This window comes from Hyphomonas atlantica corrig. (assembly GCF_017795365.1).
Lineage (GTDB): Bacteria > Pseudomonadota > Alphaproteobacteria > Caulobacterales > Hyphomonadaceae > Hyphomonas > Hyphomonas atlantica.
Map to the genome: position 1 here is coordinate 3,154,953 of NZ_CP051254.1, position 17,920 is coordinate 3,172,872.

The window sequence follows — 17,920 nt, forward strand, 5'->3', positions numbered from 1 at the left end:
GTGTGGAGACAAGTATAGCCCAAACATACACGCCAACTGATACCCCCATATGGCCCCCCCTAATAGCCTCCCCCTCGAAAATTGGGTTTGCTCGTCGGTCAAAATGTTAGCCTAACTCAGTTTCGATACAGCGCCTGAATGCACCTTGCCGTCCAACCTGATGAGGGGATAGACACCAACGAGCAGCCAAAACTGAATATAGAAAAACATATCAATTACTACCCTAAACGGGGAGCGTTGCTGCCAAAATTCAAATTGATTCACTGCTTCCTACCAGATGATGCAAGAATGATCATTTGCTAGGCAGTAGCATTGACTTGGAATCCAGCTTGCAGGAAGTGATGTTCCATCAATCAACTTTGGAAATACATCACCCGCAATGTGGCGCATCACGCAGGATGCCCCCGGCGGCACAATATGATGGGACCGCCACCTCACGATGACAAAGTGAAGCCACCAAGCTTTCCACCCCCCGAGTTTTTGGGAACGGCACATGAGGAATTTCCGTTAGACTCTAGACGTCAATATGTTTCCCGACGCATCTAATGTTTGGAGCAACATCCGCAGCACATCGGAAAAATTGCCCACACCAAACCGCCAGCAGCATCACACTTCATTGTCACATCACGCATATCCGATCGCGAGGAAATTGAAGACAGTTATGAATAGAGACCAGCCGCTAGACGGTGACGAAAGCACAATTCATTCGCAAAGTCATTTTGTGGAGGGCGTCGCGCACGACTTGAATAATCTGATTGCCGCAACGGCGGGGTTTGCGACACTTATATTGTCCAATCCGGAGCGCCACGCGCACGTTTATGCTGAACGAATTCTCGCCGCATCACGAATGTCAGGCCTGCTTGTAGAGCGGCTGATACATCCGCACGAGCGACACGAAACTGCAGGCGCTCACAATGTTTCCGATGTCATCGACGAGATCGTGACACTCATAGAGCTTGGATCTGGCAAGAAAACCAAGGTGGACGTCTCCATTGATGAAGCTGTCAAGGATTACCAAATTGACGTCGCTGATCTGCAACAATTGATCATGAACCTCTCGATCAACGCGCGACACGCCCTGAGGGCGAACAAAACCAACCCCGAACTCACAATCAAAATCAATCATGCGCCAGAGGAGTTCGCAGAACGCCAACCCGACTTCGGCAGCACCACACGCGAACAGAAATATCTCTGCCTTGAGGTATCCGACAACGGAGCCGGCATGGATGAGGCAACACGACGAAACGTGCTGAAACCCTATTTCACCACCAAGAAAGAATTGGGAACCGGCATCGGCCTCGTAATCGTTTCCAATATTGCCAAGTCCTACGACGGCGCAATTTTCATAGATAGCGAACCAGGCCGTGGCACGCAGTTCTCGGTGCTGTGGCCCATATAAGTGGCCAACAGCTACTGCTATCTAGCCGATTTTTTGCAGCTGGCTTTGCCTGACAGTGACGGGAACCTTTCGCGACAACATGCTAACCAGCAAGGTTACGCGATCCGCATCCGGCAACGAAACCACATCGCCAATCCAGTTGTCGAAAGCACCCGATAGGACACGCACACGATCCCCAGGCGTAAACTCCGGCTGAACACTGCCTGCTCCCTGGCGATCAGACAGCTCTATCATGCGCTCAACAAGACCGAACGGGAGCTGTGCCAGCTGCCCCCCGAAACTCAGCACCCTGCTTACTCCGATCGTGCTGTTTATCGGATACCAGCTGTCTTTCTCAAGATTTAATTCAACAAACAGGTATCCAGGGAAAAGCGGTTTCTTTCGACGAACAACCTTTCGGGCATGCCGCACATTCTTCTCAAAGGTTGGCAGGAAAGATCGGTAGCCCTGGCGTGAAAGATGGGAGTTGGCAAGAGCCTCCTGTCCTGCCTTGCTTTGCACCACGTACCAGTGCCTGAACTCACCGCAATGCACTTCATGGCGAACCTGTGCTGCATCAGAAACCACGCAGCTCGAAACCGTTGACATAGATATCCCCCGACAGACTGTTGTTCGTGGGCTGATTTTTATTAATCCAGCCCAGCTGACCCCGTCGTGAATTTAGGTGCCAATGATCTTGCCTCATCGAAAGCCACCCGAGACGGCCCCACATTCGGACTAACCAACAAGCTGGAAAATGAAGCATGACCTGGAACGCCGTCAGATCGGCATACAAAAACGAGCTGAGATTGCGCACAATCCAGCCCGTCAAAAATATACATGTGCTTGTATTGATCGCGATCAGCACAGCTCACCATCACACCATGATGAGCGCAGAAACAATTACACCCCTTACGGACTAATTGGGTCACCATCGTCATCAAGCTCATTAATGATGATGACGCCACCAACAAGCACACCAGCCCCTACCGCGGCGGTAACAACTGGGCTGTTGAACCCAAGTAGAGGTGCACTATCGGGTGCCTGAACTGGTGCAGCACCGAAGTTGCTCGCCTGAAGCTGCACTATTTCTGCTGTGCAAACATTCGCGCCTGTTGCCATTGAACTACTCGCCCCAACACTCACGGGAGAACACCCCGGGGCGGAGACTTGAACCTGGGCATCTGCCCCCGTGATGATCCTGTCGCCTGGCATCAACTGGAAACCGTCCGTCACCGAAACAGTGATCCCGCTGCGCTGCACCTCAACGGCACCTGTCACCCCAGACAAGGTTCCGATGGGACCGCTACCGGCACCTCCTTCCGCCTGATCTGCCGCCGCCATTCCGCAGGCGAATGCGGCGACGATTGTCGCGCTAACCAAAAGACGAGCTTTGTTCATCATCTTATCTTCCCTGCAAGACATTGTTCGTTGTGAACGTGACAGTGCAATATGATTACTTGCCTACGAAAATACCCAATCAACCATCATGTCACCATTCCCCCATTTGGGGGTCAGACGGCAGGTTCTGACACGTCAGCAGAACAAGTTTGAAGTATGTGCCGCGTTTGCCCATCAATCATCAGCGCGCTCAGAACACCACTCCGATACGCGCCGGTATCCAGTCCAATCCGATTGGCACAGGTATCCACCTCGCGACTAATCGTATGACCATGCACGACCACAAGACCATGATCGATGCGCGACCTCAGGAAAGGCTCTCTTATCCAGTGCATGTCCTGCGGTGTCTGATGCTCAAATGGAATCCCGGGACGGATCCCAGCATGCACAAAAAGGTAATCGCCAAAGCGCACATAGTCATGAAATCCGGACATGAACTGAATATCGTCAGATGGAATGGCGGATAGCAAAACTTCACGCAGCTCGAACTCATCCAGATCACGCAGCTCACGGCTTTGCACACCGTAACTCTCCGCACACGCCAAGCCGCCCTGTTGCAACCAGGGTCTAATCAGCTGCGTTTCGCCGCTTAACGCGCGGACGAGAATTTCTTCATGATTCCCGGCGATGAAATGGCATGTGTGCCGCACAGATAATTCGTCTCGCAGAAACTGCACCACGGATCGTGAAGAAGGCCCGCGATCGATCAGATCACCGAGAAACACAAGGGCAAGCTCCTTTGGCGCTCGCCGCGCGTTGTCGTCCTCGATCTGCGCGACCAGATCCAGAAGCAAGTCGAAGCATCCATGAATATCACCAATCGCATAAGCGCGCTTTCCGGGCGAGCCGGACGGACTGGATGATCGCTTCAGTAAATCGAATGGGAACATGGACGATGGTTTCCTAGCGCCTGTTCTGCAAGACCACGGTATCTAAGTGAAGGGCACCGGAGGTCTAAATTGGGCTCCGGATAGGCTCAGCCCCCCCCCCCATTCGAGCACCCCATCAAGATAACCTAGACCAGGGCGCCCGACCGCACGAGCCAAAGGCTCGGGTCAAGAGAAAACAAACTCATATCTGCCGGGCGCCAAACAAACTGCTCGTCCTCGTCACCTCTCTCGACGAGGTGAATGTCCATGCGATGCTCCCAATTGTACTTTTGCCCATCAAATACAAACGGCATATCTTGTCCTGGATCCAGATGCAGCCTCACACGCTGGATATCCGTATCGCCAGGGCGCTGAGAAGACCGCCCAAACTCCAATACAGGACACCAAGGCCGCCGCACATCAAACGAGGCCGAACTCTCATGAATGTAACTGCATTCGAAATCTACCATCACGCCCAAACGACGAGCCAACAAAATCCGCTCCCGGAACTGATGCCTGTGATTTATGCTTGCGTCTCGCCACCAATTTAGCAGACGCCGCCCACCGACCGGGGCACCATCTATTCCAAAATGACAAATATCAAATTCTGACGACTCCGGCCGGGCAAAGACAATCCGGACATTCATTTGCGGGCGGGTTTCTTTTAGAATCGCGCGAAACCGACACCACGCCTCGCACCAGATCTGGTACGCTGGTGACTTCAATCCGCCACGCCACATAAAATGCGACCTATCCACATAAAGGATCACACCTTCCATGTCCGGTCCGATGCGTTTCAGATAGATACGGACTTGATCCAATCGGCGCTGAATCGCGGCTTTCACGGTATGCTCGGACGCATTGACACTATGTCCACCATCAATCATCGCGAGGAGAAAACGACGACAGTCACCTGGCTCGCCGCCAGGCAGCACTGTCCAGTCATTGTGACCGGCCACCTGCAATTGGCGAACGATATCAAGTCTTGACGCAGGGCTTGCTCGATCCAGGACGACCTCAACCGAATTTGCAATGTCGAACCATTCATCCGAACTCGCACTTAAATGCTCTACGGTAGTTCGCACCGGCTGCATTGTATCCACCCGCCTCTGATTCTTGTTCGATAGATCGAGACTAGCAGCGGACCGCCTTCAGGGGATCAACCTGATGGGGTAACGCATCTGGTAGCCAAAAGAAGTACCACGCCCAGAAAACAGCACTTTCCAACCGCAGAAAAAGAAAAGAAGAATGAACTTTTTCTGCCTACTGAATTCCAGGAACGCCACTATATTCGTGGGCCGTCTTCTATATATCTCGCGCATCCTCCGAACATGGCGTCGAAATTTTCTGGCAAGATGCAGCACCCCCAGTGCACGAAATGCAATCGGATAGACCAACGAACGACCAAATTTTGATATTCGGAAAATTGACTTCAAAACTTCGTCGAATTCCCCATTGACCTCGCCTACGCAGCTCTATAGCTAGGCCTCGCAAACACGACCCAAATAACTTCCGCGTGAGCTCAAATGCTTGCACCCGGGAGTGCGGTAGCTTTTCATTAGTCGTCTTGCTCAACATCAATAATCAACTTCAGAGCCCGACAGGAATACTTCTCGACGGATATTCGTGAAGCGACTCCCATCACGAGTTTTCGGTCTGCGGAAAGCAAGCGGCCGAAATAGTGTCATCGCCTCTCAAAGCGATTTCACTTTATCCGTTCACTGCTTTCGTTGCTCATGGAAGACACAGCGTAGGCGCGTACGACTAGATGCATAGTCGTTGTACGTCTTGGAAACAGGCAATCTATGTTCTTGAATTCAAACGGACCGGCGCGTGATGTCGACCAGCACATTGATCGCCCCGCATCTTTCCTAATTCAGCACACGAAATCGACTGTTTTAGTATACGCAGATATCGTTTCCGCGATTCTCGCGGTTCTGGTCTCAGTTACGCTTAGCAATGCCATTCGCCCTCTTCTGGGCGCGCGCCCCATAGCGATAGAATCCGTTGAATTTACATTTCACATATCTATCGTCTTCGCATTCACCGTCGCACTTTTCGCATGGTTCACCTCCAAGGGTCACTATCGAAGACGAGAGGCGTTGATCAATCGACTTGGACAAATTCTCGGCGGCTGTGGAATGGCATTAATCTGCGCAGCCGCAACACAATTCGCGACTGTTGAGGTTGGCTCACGATTACTCACTCTCTCTTACTGGGTGTTGCTGGTTCCCCTGATTATTATCAGTCGCCTGATTGCCGGACATATACTTCGCTCGGCGAACATCTGGACGAATAATGCTGTCCTGTTTACGGCGCCAAACAGAGCGGACCAGGTTTCAAAGCTCATTGAAAAACACGATGAACTGGGAATTGTGCTCACGAAGAAGTTTTTCTGCTCGGGCAATGCTGCCACTAACCTTCTTAATGCCATGCGGACAGCCACGAGTTCGGGATCTGTGATCATCTATGCCCCGGCGCCTGAAGACCAGGAACAGCACGAGGTACTCGAATCACTGGTCGCGGAAGGGCTTCCCTTCTTGTTCTCTGCTCAGAGCAGCCCACTACCGAACCAGGCCGAGGTACATAGCTATCCTCTTGAAGATATTTCTGTCCTGGAAGTGCCCGATGTTCTTGCGAGGCCCTTGGCGCTCGCGACGAAGAGACTGTTTGACATCGCAGTGTCTTTCACGATGCTTCTAGTTCTCTCCCCTGTCTTCATTATCATTTCATCGCTCATCAAGCTTGATGGCGGCCCCGCCATGTTCCGACAGGAACGGCTTGGTCGGAACGGCGAAGTATTCAAATGCCTGAAGTTCCGTTCCATGATCATGAATGCGGAAGACCGATTGAGTCAGATGATCGCATCGGATCCCAAAGTCGCCGCTGAATGGAACGCGTATCAAAAACTACAAAAAGATCCGCGCATTACGCGAATTGGAAAAATCATACGGAAAGCCAATCTGGATGAGCTTCCTCAGCTTATCAACATTCTTCGCGGCGACATGAGTTTGGTTGGTCCACGCCCTATGACCATCCCTCAAATCGAAGAGTACGGTCCCTCAATCGCTGCTTACAAACGCATGCGGCCAGGGATTACCGGCATCTGGCAGACAAATGGCCGTAACTCCACCACGTTTGCGGAACGCGCCCGGATGGATGCCTGGTATGTTCGCAACTGGTCTCTTTGGAGAGACTTTATCATTCTTGTACGCACTTTCCGTGAAGTACTCTTCGCTCGCGGTGGATAACCACATCTGAGCTCGCTTCCATAGCGCTGCTTTTGCTAAGCTAATCAAGACAACTGGTATTTTTATGACGCAAAGTTGCGCCCCCCAAAGCTGTTATCGTTCCATATTCGATGGAGCCGAAAAGAGCTCCATTCCAGGACTCGACGGCATCAGGGCCTTTTCCGTTGGACTGGTGATGGTCGCCCATGCAGGGTTCGGTCACATCATACCCGGCGGACTTGGCGTTACCATCTTCTTCGTATTGAGCGGTTTTCTCATAACAAACCTACTGATCTCGGAATGGGAGAATTCAGGAGCACTTTCAATCAGGAACTTTTATGTTCGTCGTTACTTGCGACTGACACCTGAGCTGTACCTATACCTTCTGTTTGTGGTTGCCGCGGGCCTCTTCTTGTCAAATATCAACTGGATGGATGTAATCGCGCCCGCCTTTTATTTCGCGAACTACGCAAAGATCTTCAAATGGACGAGCGAGACCAGTTTGTTTCCAGTCGGACACTTCTGGTCACTTGCTATCGAAGAACACTTCTACATCGTGATGCCTGCAGCTTATTATCTAACTCGGAAGTCTCCATTCCGATTTGTTTTTCTGGCACTTCTCTACATCATCCTTGTTCCATTCTATCGCGTGTACGCTTTTGAGAATTTCGCGATCGAACGCATCTCCTACGCAAACAGCGTTTATACGTACGTCGCAACAGAGAGCCGGATCGACTCCCTCTTGATCGGGTGCGTAATGGCAATCGTATGTCGCTATCGCTTTGCGAAAGTTTCGACATTCGTCTCAAAGACGTGGCCTATCATACTGTTCGCGTCCCTAGCGTTGATGCTCGTTGCACTCGCCATTCGGAGCCATGAGTTCAGATCGACATACAGATACTCGCTTCAGAATATCTCTATTATTCTGTTCATGTTCTTCCTGTTCTTCTCCCAGTTCGGAGCCTTCATTATCGGTCTACTCGACGTCCCGGTCCTCAAACTGTTGGGAAGACTGTCTTATGGGATGTATATTTGGCATCTCGCTCCCTGTAATTACCTGCGATCAATGGGTGATTATGTTGGCGTCGGAAATGGATACGGAACTCTTGTTGCTAACGTAATTATCGTCTTTATCGTGACCATTCCGATAGCCTGGCTATCGGAACGATACGCACTTGCTCCCTTTCAGGCACTACGTCGAAAATTCGGTTCCGTTGGACACTGAACCAACGAGCCTTTCCACACCTCCCATCAGTCAAACCAACCCCAACAGACGTTGAAATGTCAGCGCTGAACACGCCCTTGCGTGAGCTCTGCACATCTCTGTCGGGACGGCACGACTATCAAACAAAGGATACCCCGTATGAAAGTAGCAATTTTTGGACTGGGCTATGTCGGCTTTACCGCAATGTGCTGTATCGCATCAGAGGGCCACAGCGTCATTGGCTTTGACGTCAGTGGCCAGAAGGTAGACAAGATCAACAGAGGCGTCGCACCTTTTAGCGAACCTGGAATTCAAGAGCTTTTAACCGAAGTTAAAGATGCTGGTCGAGTGTCCGCCTTCACTGACATTGGGGATAGGCTGGCCGACGTAGATCTCGCGATTGTATGTGTGGGGACACCGAGCGCTCCAGACGGATCACACAATATGTCCTATATTGCTGAAGTATCGCGTCAGATCGCACAGGCAGTAGACCCAAATAGAAGTTCACCCCTAACCGTCGTATACAGATCTACCGTCCGTCCTGGCACGGTTACTGGATTGATTGAGCCCATTTTCCGCTCCGAACTTGGGGACGAAGTCTTCGATCGCACGATTGAACTTGTCTACAACCCTGAGTTCTTGCGCGAAGCCGCGGCGATCAAAGACTATTTCGAACCACCGAAGATCATCATTGGCACGCGCGATGGGAAACCGAGTGCAAATATGGACAAACTGAACGCCAACATCAAAGCACCAGTCTTCTATGTCGGCTATGGCGAGTCTGAAATTACCAAGTTCGTCGATAACACTTGGCACGCGGTAAAAGTTGCTTATGCAAATGAAATCGGACGTGTCTGCATGCAACTCGGTATCAGCGCTGCCAAGACACACGAGATCTTCATCTCAGATACAAAATTGAACATTTCTCCGTATTACACCCGACCTGGCGGAGCATTCGGCGGATCCTGCCTACCAAAGGATGTCAGAGCGCTTCAATACATTTCAGGTGATTGTGGTGCTGGCACGTATTTGATCGATTCACTACTTCGCTCGAACGACGCACACAAATTCAGACTTTATGAGATGACGACAAAAGGTCTCAAAGCGGGCGCCAAAGTTCTTCTCGTTGGGTTGGCCTTCAAGGCGAATACTGACGATCTGAGAGAAAGCCCAAATATTGACCTTGCACGAAATCTGCTGAAGGTCGGATACGATTTGTCGATCTTCGATCCGGCGGTTGATGCAACTAAACTCGTCGGCGCGAACTTGGGTTATGCCTATACCCAACTTCCCGCACTGCAAAACCTACTGGTATCCAAAGAGATTGCTGAAACCCAGCAGTATGACCGGATCATCGTTGCCAACCCAACCATCAAACAATTGAATCTTGCAGAAGGACAGGACATCGTCGACCTGAATGCGCTCGCATGAACGTCATCAATCTCCGAAGCGTTAATAAAGGCGAGCTCCAGCCGGACGCTCAGTCCGGTTGGCAAGATCGCCTGAAGCACGAAGGTAAACTCGATGGTCGCAAAATATTGATCATCGTAGAGAACCTTCCTCTGCCATTCGATCGTCGCGTTTGGCAGGAATGCCGGACGCTTGTCGCGGCAGGCGCGGAAGTGTCCGTAATCTGCCCAACGGGAAAAGGCTTCGAAGCACGATATGAATATCTCGAGGGTGTCCATATCCATCGCCATCCACTGCCGGTCGATGCAAAAGGCGCCCTTGGCTATCTCGCAGAATATTCAGCCGCACTGTTTTGGGAAACAATGCTGGCGTGGAAGATATTTGTGTCCCGTGGGTTCGATACGATTCAGGGGTGTAACCCACCCGACCTGCTGTTCCTCGTCGCCTGGCCGTTCAAACTACTCGGTCGGAAGTACATCTTTGATCATCACGACATCAATCCCGAACTATACGAAGCGAAATTCAACCGCCGCGGTTTGTTCTGGCGATTGATGGTTCTTTTGGAGAAACTGAACTTCAAAAGCGCTGATGTTGTGATCAGCACAAACAATAGCTATCGCGATATCGCCCACAGCAGAGGTGGGAAGAAACCAGAAGACACGTTCGTTGTTCGCTCTGGTCCGGACCTGACGCGCCTTAGGCAAATGCCCAACAATGACTCGCTTCGGAACGGACGTAAATTCCTCATTGGCTATGTTGGAGTCATGGGGGATCAGGAAGGCATCGACCTCCTGCTCGAAGCGGCGCATCACATCGTCTTCGAACGAGCGCGCTCGGATATTCAGTTCTGCCTCGTCGGCGGAGGCCCCAGCCTCGATGCGCTGAAAGATCAGTGTCGATCGCTCGGCCTCGAAGACTATGTCGATTTCACCGGTCGCGCGCCAGATAATGTCCTGTTCGAAGTTCTTTCGTCGGCAGATGTCTGCGTGAACCCCGATCGGGTAAACCCAATGAATGATCAGTCTACGATGAACAAGATTCTTGAGTACATGGCGTTCTCAAAACCCATTGTTCAATTCGATGTCCGGGAAGGTCGCTACAGTGCGCAAGACGCATCTCTGTATGCGAATGCGAATGACAGTACGGACATGGCGGACAAGATCCTTGAACTCGTCGACAATCCAGAAAAACGTGCGCGAATGGGCGCCTATGGAAGGCAACGAGTAGAGAGCGAGCTCTCTTGGGACTTCCAAGTCGACACACTGATTGATGCGTACTGCCGCGTGAACGAGCGATAGTTACAAATGCCGATTCTTGCTGACACCTTCCCACGGTATCTGGAGCACGATCCGCTCGTTCCAGTGTTCTGTCTGACACCTGGAAGCAAGCCAGCAATTCATCGATTCTTCGACACGTCACCCATTAGCCCTTCCGGACGATACCTCGTGGTAACGGAGTTCCCGTTCGAAGACCGAGTACCTGCCCCAGGAGACCACGCCGATGTCGTGGTAATAGACCTGGTGATGGGTGTCGAGGTCTATCGCTCTGCCACAGCCGCTTGGGATACCCAATTAGGGGCTCAGGCCCAATGGGGGAAAACGGACACAGACCTCTTCTTCAATCGAATGGATTCCACCACATGGATTCCATTCGGTGTGAGGGTTGACATACTCGGCCAGTCCGAACGAAAGCTGCAGCATACGGTATACATGGTCTCTCCGGATGGAGACCACGCTCTATCCCCCTGCCTTCGTCGTATCGCCCACGTTCAACCTGGATATGGCGTCATCGTTCGTGACCTATCAGGTCTTAAACATTCGGGCGCGAGCAGTAGCGACGGAATTCACATCATCGATACGAGGACAGGAGAGTCCCGACTTCTGGTATCATTGGCGGAAATTGTCGCTGCACAGCCTGGAACGTTTGAGGACATTGATCTGAGAACTGGTGGATTCTACGGGTTTCACGTCAAATGGAACCCGCAGGGTACGCGGATCATGTTCGTGATCCGGTGGGTAGGCGATAATGGGCGGCGGGAGAGTTATCTCATCACCTGCGATCGTGACGGTGGGAACATCCACACAGCTATCGACGCGGCCACCTGGCGTGGCGGGCATCATCCCAATTGGTGTCCAGACGGAGAAACGATCGTCATGAACTTGGTAGAACGCAAGCCACGTTCATTGCTCACACCAGTTAAACGGTTTTTGGAGAAAGCGACACGCAAAGCTTCGTCAAAACTCAAAGTTGATTTCCGGCTGACCTCAAACGACGAAGTCTTGCGGTTCGCGTTGTTCAAATATGATGGCAGCAGTTTTCGATATGTTGGCAAACCACATCGGGGGTCCGGTCACCCTACCATGTGCCCAGGTCAAACCCATGTCCTGACTGACGCTTATCCCCGCGAACCCGTTTCCTACGTAGACGGCAGCGTACCCATTCGGCGTGTTGGAATTGATGGAGCGCACGCTCAGGAATTAGTTCGCATTGATGCAACCCCAACCATAAATGGTCCAAAATCCGCGCTACGTATCGATCCTCACCCTGCGTGGACACGGGACAATTCCGCAATCGTCTTCAACGGAGCCGTCAATGGCTCAAGACGTGTTTTCATTGCATTGATGGAAAACCTGAAATGACTCCATCCTATGCATATCCCACAGCAAGAAATGGCATGAGGATATCATTATCCAGTATAATGGTATTCTTCGCAGTAATCGTATTCTCAGGTGCGTTCATCGAACAGTGGATCTTTGGGCCTGGATTCGACCGGAACATTTCATTTTCGGATCGCATACTGAACACATCGAAATTTATCCCGGTCTATTTGTTCTTCATGCTTCGCCTGATGAAAAGCAAACGAGCACTTCGAATCAATCTTTACTATCAATGGCCGATCGTACTCTTCGCGGGATTTTATATTGCCTCTTCCGCATGGTCGATGGATTACGTTTTCTCGTTCATCAACGCGATGATTTTCCTGTGCACCATTCTCACGGCTTGGGGGATTGCAAGCACACTCAGGTATGATCAGTTTTTGAAAGCTGCGTTCTATGCACTATTGGTGATAGCGGCAGGAAGTCTACTCTATATTCTTTTCCTCCCTTCCTATGGCGTCATGAGAGGTGTTGATCAGGAATCCTTCACAAACCTGGCAGGCCTTCCACAGGGCGTATTCAAGCATAAGAGCCGTCTCGCTGAGATCATGAGCATCGCTTTTATCGTATCGTTTTTTTCCAAAGGATACATCAAGCGGTCTCATCGCTTCCTACTTGCCGGGCTAAGCGCGTATTTGTTGCTGTCGACTGAAGCAAGCCTCAAAACGGCGGGGCTTATTGGCAGCATCAGCGTGATGTTTGCATGGGAACTTTTTGTTCAAACATTCCGAGACAAAGTGATTTCTTCGGTGATGGCATCAATTGCGTTTCTCGTGCCGGCTCTGGTATTTATAGCGCTTATTCAAACTGTGTTGCTCGCATCGGGCGAGGACATGACTTTGACGGGCCGGACAATCATCTGGGAACATGCGGTTCAGGTCGCTATGCGATCACCAATAATCGGGTTTGGACCGTCATCGATCTGGGGCTCTGCTTTGGGATTTGTTCCCGAGTTGCCGCTATTCAAAATCCCTCATGCTCACAACACATTTCTTGAGCTATTTTTACAGACGGGTTTTCTCGGATTAGGCATGGTGCTCTGGTACCTGGCCCGCTGTCTGGGGCTCGTTCTGTACGGCCACAACGAAATCAACTCTCGCTCACGCATAGCATTTCTGATTGTCTGGTCCGGGCTGGCTCGGTCTACGTTTGAGTTCGGATTGTTTCAAGGAAACAACCTCTCCTTCCTGTTTATGCTCATCGTCGTCTCCTACCAGTTTCTTCAAAAGGCAGACGTCCACTCACTCAGTAAACCCAGCGCCATCGACAGCAACACTGTTGGATGGAAGCACCCGACGAAGGCTTAAGCACACGTGCCAAAACTGCTGACCACTCTCAAACGAACCGACTTCTCTATCTATCAAAGATCAATCAAAGGTACGTCATCGCACTATATTCCGGGTCTTGATGGACTGCGTGCCATTTCTGTGTTGCTCGTGGTGATCGCGCATGCTGGCTTTGCTCGATATGTACCCGGTGATCTTGGCGTAACCGTATTTTTCTTTATCAGTGGCTTCCTGATAACGAATTTGCTCATCAGCGAAATCGATGCGTCTCGTACAATCAATATTCAGCAATTTTATATACGCCGCTACCTGCGACTTTCGCCTGAACTCTACTTCTTCGTGCTTGTTTGTACCTTGGTGTCCTTCCAGTTCTATTCAGTCCCTTGGCTCGATACCCTGGGCTCTCTATTCTACTTTCAGAATTACGTGCGGATATTCTTCCCGACTGAAACTCCAGACACGCCCCTGACGTTCAGCCACCTTTGGTCACTTTCGGTGGAGGAACACTTTTACCTGATTATGCCGTCATTCATCTGGATGTTTCGGCGGCGGCTGGATGTATTCTTCTGGGTGCTTGTTGCGCTTTGTATCATCGCGCCTGCCTATCGCTTGTTTGCATTTGAATACATCAATCCACAGCTCGAGTCTTATGCGAGCATATACACTGATCGTGCAACTGAAACCCGTTTTGACTCAATCATCTATGGTTGCCTGCTTGCTCTTTTCGCCCGCAAGGGAAAGTTGTTCGGTATACAACCCGCCCCAGTGACGCTGTTATTGTTACTGTGTTCGGCACTGGGAATCCTATTGTCTATACTGCTGCGTACAGATCTCTTTAAGCATGTCTGGAAGTTTACTGTGCAAGGTATCGCCCTCTTTGCTGGAACGTATGCCTTGTACACTGCGAAGGATATCGTTCGACCGATATTTCAGATACTCGAATCCAACTTGTTCAGGGTAACGGGTCGATTGTCCTACGGTATCTACCTTTGGCACCTCTTCCCAATATGGTTCATTCGACATGCGGATGCGAACGGCACTTTTCCTGACCGAGATTGGCGTATCAACATCGCTATTGTCATCGGATCCCTGATCTTTTCGTACGTAGCTGCGTACATTTCCGAGCAAGCATTGTTACGTCCAATATCAAAACTGCGGCGTCGCTTTGGTTCTGCGGTCGCGAACTGACAGTCCACTGAGTTAAAATCCTCCCGTACTTGCACAGGACTTTCTTGCATGAAAGCCATTGTAGCCAAAGCGCTCAAGAACCAGATGCTCAAAAAGTTTGCTGGTGAAGCTGGCCTTATCCTTATGCTGCGAGTGTTCGCAGCCGGGATGAACTATGTCGGAGTGATCTGCCTTGCCCGCTGGTTGTCTTTAAGCGACTTTGGAATCTATGGTTCGATCATGAGCGCGGTAGGGTTCGGGGCTGTAGCAGTACAATTTGGATCGACGCTTACAGCCATTCGATATTTGGGAGAATACCAGGTTCATCAAGAACAAGGGAAAGCACACGGCATCATTCGGTACTCGGAGCGCGGTGTGCTTCTCATCGCATTGGTTACATCTACCGTGCTTGGAGGTGCCTGTGCGACTACCGCATGGTTGGGTTATTTTCCCACCGGATACGTATGGTTGTTGGGATTGGCGGTGCTGCCCGCATTTGCGCTGACGGATGTACAAAGCGCAGTTATGCGAAGCTTCGACCAGATCCTCCCGGCTTTGCTTCCGAAGGATGTCATATGGCGAAGTTGCATTCCACTTTTTGCCTTCATGCTCTTTGTGTACTGCCCAGCGCACCTGAGGCTTCCCATCCTGCTCGTGCTGTCGGCTCTTTCACTCTCGGTGTTCGCTCTTTGGCAACACTGGCATCTGCACTCTACACTCCCTAGCGCGATCAAATCGGCAACTCCTGACTACGACCAAAAATCCTGGTGGAGCACCAGCATTCCGATCTGGTTGTTGTTGATGTCTCGAATTTCGTTCAGAACACTTGACGTCGTTATCGTAGCACTCCTTCTGAACCCCGCCGCCGCTGGCATATACTTCGCCGCGTCTCGAACATCAGAACTCCTCGGCTTTGTACTTTCCTCTCTAAATCTGATCGTCGGTCCGAATATCTCAAAGCTGTATGCAGCAGACAAGAAAGCTGAACTCACACAGTATCTGGCAGTTTCATCGGTCGTAATTTTCACGCCTGCGCTCGTCATGTTCGCCGCCTGCGCACTGTTCCCTGAGCTTATTCTCTCAATATTTGGAAGCCAGTTCGAAGACGGTAAATGGGTTCTGATCGTCATGGCGTTTGGGCAGCTATTCAACGCCGCGACTGGAAGTGTCGGCGTTATGCTCAACATGACAGGACATGAAAAGATCAATGCAAGGATCATGATCACGACTGCGCCGTTTACAGCTGCCGCCATGTTTCTGTTTGCGTGGCAATTCGGAATGATTGGTGCAGCTATCGCAGCGGCGGGCGGTATCGTTACGTGGAACGTGCTGTTGTGGCGAGCTGCTCGAAAACACACCGAATACGATCCCTCAATCTGGGGCACAATTGTTTTTGCCAAACGAGGATTCAAATCATGAAGCGCATTTTTCTAGTTGGCTCCCCTCGATCCGGGACAACACTTTTACAAAGCATGATCGGGTGCTCTCCAGACATCGTAACCTTCAAGGAAAGTCACCTCTTTTCCAGAAGCTTTTCAGTCCGTCACACTGCGCTGCCTGCTCATCGCTCTCCACTCGGAGAAGTTACACGCTTCTTTGAAGAAAACGAGATCGGAATCAACTGTCTCCCACCAGACCTTTCTGCTTCCGAACGACTAAGCCGTGAGGCCGTTGCTGCGTACTTTCTTGAGGCTCTAGACAACGCCGGAAGTTCGAGTGGAAAGTGTGCCTGGCTGGAGAAAACACCACGTCATCTGCTTTATACTGATCTGATCGAGAAAGCGGCCGGCCGTGAAGGAAAGGATGTACACTTCATTCATCTCATAAGAGACGGTGTATCCGTGGCAGCTTCCATGTCCAATGCCTCTCAGCTATGGCAAAAGAAACACGATGCTGAAGCAGCGCTTAAGCGGTGGCAGAAAGAAATCGCAATTACTCGCAGCAAGTGCGGAAACCAGAACCACACGGTTGCTGTGTACGAAGACCTTCTGCATGAACCCACCACAACGATGACGAAACTCGCGAAAAGGCTGGGCCTTCGCCTGAGCCGCGAGGATCTGGCCCGTAGAAACGAAGTACTTGAAAGCATCGTTCGAGCTGATGAATCCTGGAAGCTCGATACGGCAGGCCAGCACGTCAAACCGCTCGATAGAACGTCAAAACACATTTCCGACGAGCAACGCGAACAGCTGCAGTCAGTCATAGACTACACTGATTACCACTACCTTTTGGAAGTTGCTCACTCCGCCATGGACGAGGTGATGGCGTGACCGATTCTCGACCAAATACTCAAGAGCAGTCGATCATGATGATAGCATGGCGTTCCGAATGCTATCGTTCGAGTACGGCAGCTGATCTATTCGGTGCAGACCTCAAGTTGATCTGGCCTGAAGTCGGCAACGGTCCGGTTGGAAAAGCGGTTCGATATGCTCTGTCTTTCTGGCTGACATTCTGGCTGGTTCTATTGAAACGCCCGAAATTCGCTATTGTCATGAACTTGCCCGCATTTGCACCAATGGCAGCGCAACTGGCAGCCCTTGTGAGCGGCACCGATATCATTCTTGACTTTCATTCCGGCGGAATCACAAGCAAGTTCTGGAGCAGGTTCACCCCTCTGTTCCGCTTTATTGCCAAGCGTGCTCCCTTCGTTATCTGCCATAACCGGGTCGACGGGGCGGTTATAGAGAAGTGGGGCGGAAAGCCATTCTATCTCACAGCGTTGCCAAGCAATTTCGATGGAACGGAGTATTTAGCCGCTCCGGGAAATCCATCCGTGTTGGTTATTTGTTCGTTTAAAGATGACGAGCCCATAGATGTTCTACTAGGTGCCATGAAGAGCAATCCAGACGTTTTGTTCCAGGTGACCGGAAACTACAGGAAAGCAGGGCTTTCCTCTGCTGACATGCCACAAAATGTTGAGCTCTTAGGATTCGTACCATACGGCGACTACATTCAGAGAATGTGCGCCAGTTCTGCTATCATCACTGTGTCAGATCGTGACTACATCATGCAGGCGGCGGTGCATGAGGCTCTGAGCTTGGGTGTGCCCGTTATTACCAATAGATCGCAAACTATTGAAAGCGTTCTGGAAGACGCCGGGACCTACGCTGAAGTAGATATCGATAGCCTTGCCATCGCCGTCTCCACAGCCGTTTCGAATTCACAAAAACTGCGTGAACGCACAATTGCCCGAAAAGAATTCCTACAAAACGAACTTGCGCAAAACATGAAACAAGCTCTGTCCCTGCAGAGCTGATCCAAAACCAAAGTATTCGTCGAACTAGGGCGGCAACCTATTTGGCAAGCCGCTCAGACCAG

15 protein-coding genes are annotated in these 17,920 nt (G+C 51.0%); 11 read left to right on the forward strand and 4 right to left on the reverse strand.

What is annotated here, in order from left to right; genetic code table 11:
• Nucleotides 1-526 precede the first annotated feature (526 nt).
• Nucleotides 527-1,399: an ATP-binding protein gene (locus tag HF931_RS15090; RefSeq protein WP_273240847.1), complete on the forward strand. Its 873-nt coding sequence runs from the start codon at nucleotides 527-529 to the stop codon at nucleotides 1,397-1,399.
• 21 nt (nucleotides 1,400-1,420) lie between these two features.
• Here the strand turns inward: HF931_RS15090 and nusG are convergent, their stop codons facing one another.
• The 4 genes from nusG to HF931_RS15110 all read right to left on the reverse strand — a co-directional run bounded on the left by nusG (nucleotide 1,421) and on the right by HF931_RS15110 (nucleotide 4,742).
• Nucleotides 1,421-1,987 carry a transcription termination/antitermination protein NusG gene (gene nusG / locus HF931_RS15095; RefSeq protein WP_273240849.1) on the reverse strand — a complete coding sequence of 189 codons (567 nt, stop codon included), beginning with the start codon at nucleotides 1,985-1,987 and terminating at the stop codon, nucleotides 1,421-1,423.
• Nucleotides 1,988-2,290: 303 nt separating this feature from the next.
• On the reverse strand, nucleotides 2,291-2,782 hold the full coding sequence (locus tag HF931_RS15100) for a FecR family protein (RefSeq protein WP_273240850.1): 492 nt from the start codon (nucleotides 2,780-2,782) through the stop codon (nucleotides 2,291-2,293).
• A 110-nt stretch (nucleotides 2,783-2,892) separates the two neighbouring features.
• Entirely contained in the window at nucleotides 2,893-3,669 is a 777-nt protein-coding gene (locus HF931_RS15105; RefSeq protein ID WP_035550152.1) for a metallophosphoesterase, read from the reverse strand.
• Nucleotides 3,670-3,794: 125 nt separating this feature from the next.
• Nucleotides 3,795-4,742 (reverse strand): hypothetical protein, encoded by a 948-nt coding sequence (locus HF931_RS15110; protein ID WP_273240853.1) that lies wholly within the window; start codon nucleotides 4,740-4,742, stop codon nucleotides 3,795-3,797.
• A 711-nt stretch (nucleotides 4,743-5,453) separates the two neighbouring features.
• On the opposite strand from HF931_RS15110, the gene HF931_RS15115 reads away from it, so the two are divergent.
• The 10 genes from HF931_RS15115 to HF931_RS15160 all read left to right on the forward strand — a co-directional run bounded on the left by HF931_RS15115 (nucleotide 5,454) and on the right by HF931_RS15160 (nucleotide 17,858).
• Nucleotides 5,454-6,899 carry an exopolysaccharide biosynthesis polyprenyl glycosylphosphotransferase gene (locus HF931_RS15115; protein ID WP_273240855.1) on the forward strand — a complete coding sequence of 482 codons (1,446 nt, stop codon included), beginning with the start codon at nucleotides 5,454-5,456 and terminating at the stop codon, nucleotides 6,897-6,899.
• 64 nt (nucleotides 6,900-6,963) lie between these two features.
• The gene (locus tag HF931_RS15120) at nucleotides 6,964-8,103 is read left to right on the forward strand and encodes an acyltransferase family protein (RefSeq protein ID WP_273240857.1); all 1,140 of its coding nucleotides are present in this window, start codon (nucleotides 6,964-6,966) and stop codon (nucleotides 8,101-8,103) included.
• Between the two features lie 138 nt (nucleotides 8,104-8,241).
• Nucleotides 8,242-9,513 (forward strand): nucleotide sugar dehydrogenase, encoded by a 1,272-nt coding sequence (locus HF931_RS15125; protein WP_273240859.1) that lies wholly within the window; start codon nucleotides 8,242-8,244, stop codon nucleotides 9,511-9,513.
• Complete coding sequence (locus HF931_RS15130) at nucleotides 9,510-10,790, forward strand: glycosyltransferase family 4 protein (RefSeq protein ID WP_273240861.1); 1,281 nt, start codon at nucleotides 9,510-9,512, stop codon at nucleotides 10,788-10,790. The genes HF931_RS15125 and HF931_RS15130 overlap by 4 nt, the downstream gene beginning before the upstream one ends.
• A gap of 6 nt (nucleotides 10,791-10,796) precedes the next feature.
• Nucleotides 10,797-12,131, forward strand: a complete 1,335-nt coding sequence (locus HF931_RS15135) for a hypothetical protein (RefSeq protein WP_273240863.1) — start codon at nucleotides 10,797-10,799, stop codon at nucleotides 12,129-12,131.
• Entirely contained in the window at nucleotides 12,128-13,456 is a 1,329-nt protein-coding gene (locus HF931_RS15140) for an O-antigen ligase family protein (RefSeq protein WP_273240864.1), read from the forward strand. The genes HF931_RS15135 and HF931_RS15140 overlap by 4 nt, the downstream gene beginning before the upstream one ends.
• A gap of 6 nt (nucleotides 13,457-13,462) precedes the next feature.
• Entirely contained in the window at nucleotides 13,463-14,623 is a 1,161-nt protein-coding gene (locus HF931_RS15145; RefSeq protein WP_273240865.1) for an acyltransferase family protein, read from the forward strand.
• 48 nt (nucleotides 14,624-14,671) lie between these two features.
• The gene (locus HF931_RS15150; RefSeq protein WP_273240867.1) at nucleotides 14,672-16,021 is read left to right on the forward strand and encodes a lipopolysaccharide biosynthesis protein; all 1,350 of its coding nucleotides are present in this window, start codon (nucleotides 14,672-14,674) and stop codon (nucleotides 16,019-16,021) included.
• On the forward strand, nucleotides 16,018-16,872 hold the full coding sequence (locus tag HF931_RS15155; protein WP_273240869.1) for a sulfotransferase family protein: 855 nt from the start codon (nucleotides 16,018-16,020) through the stop codon (nucleotides 16,870-16,872). The genes HF931_RS15150 and HF931_RS15155 overlap by 4 nt, the downstream gene beginning before the upstream one ends.
• Nucleotides 16,869-17,858, forward strand: coding sequence for a glycosyltransferase (locus tag HF931_RS15160; RefSeq protein WP_273240871.1), 990 nt, complete (start codon nucleotides 16,869-16,871; stop codon nucleotides 17,856-17,858). The genes HF931_RS15155 and HF931_RS15160 overlap by 4 nt, the downstream gene beginning before the upstream one ends.
• Nucleotides 17,859-17,920: the final 62 nt, after the last annotated feature.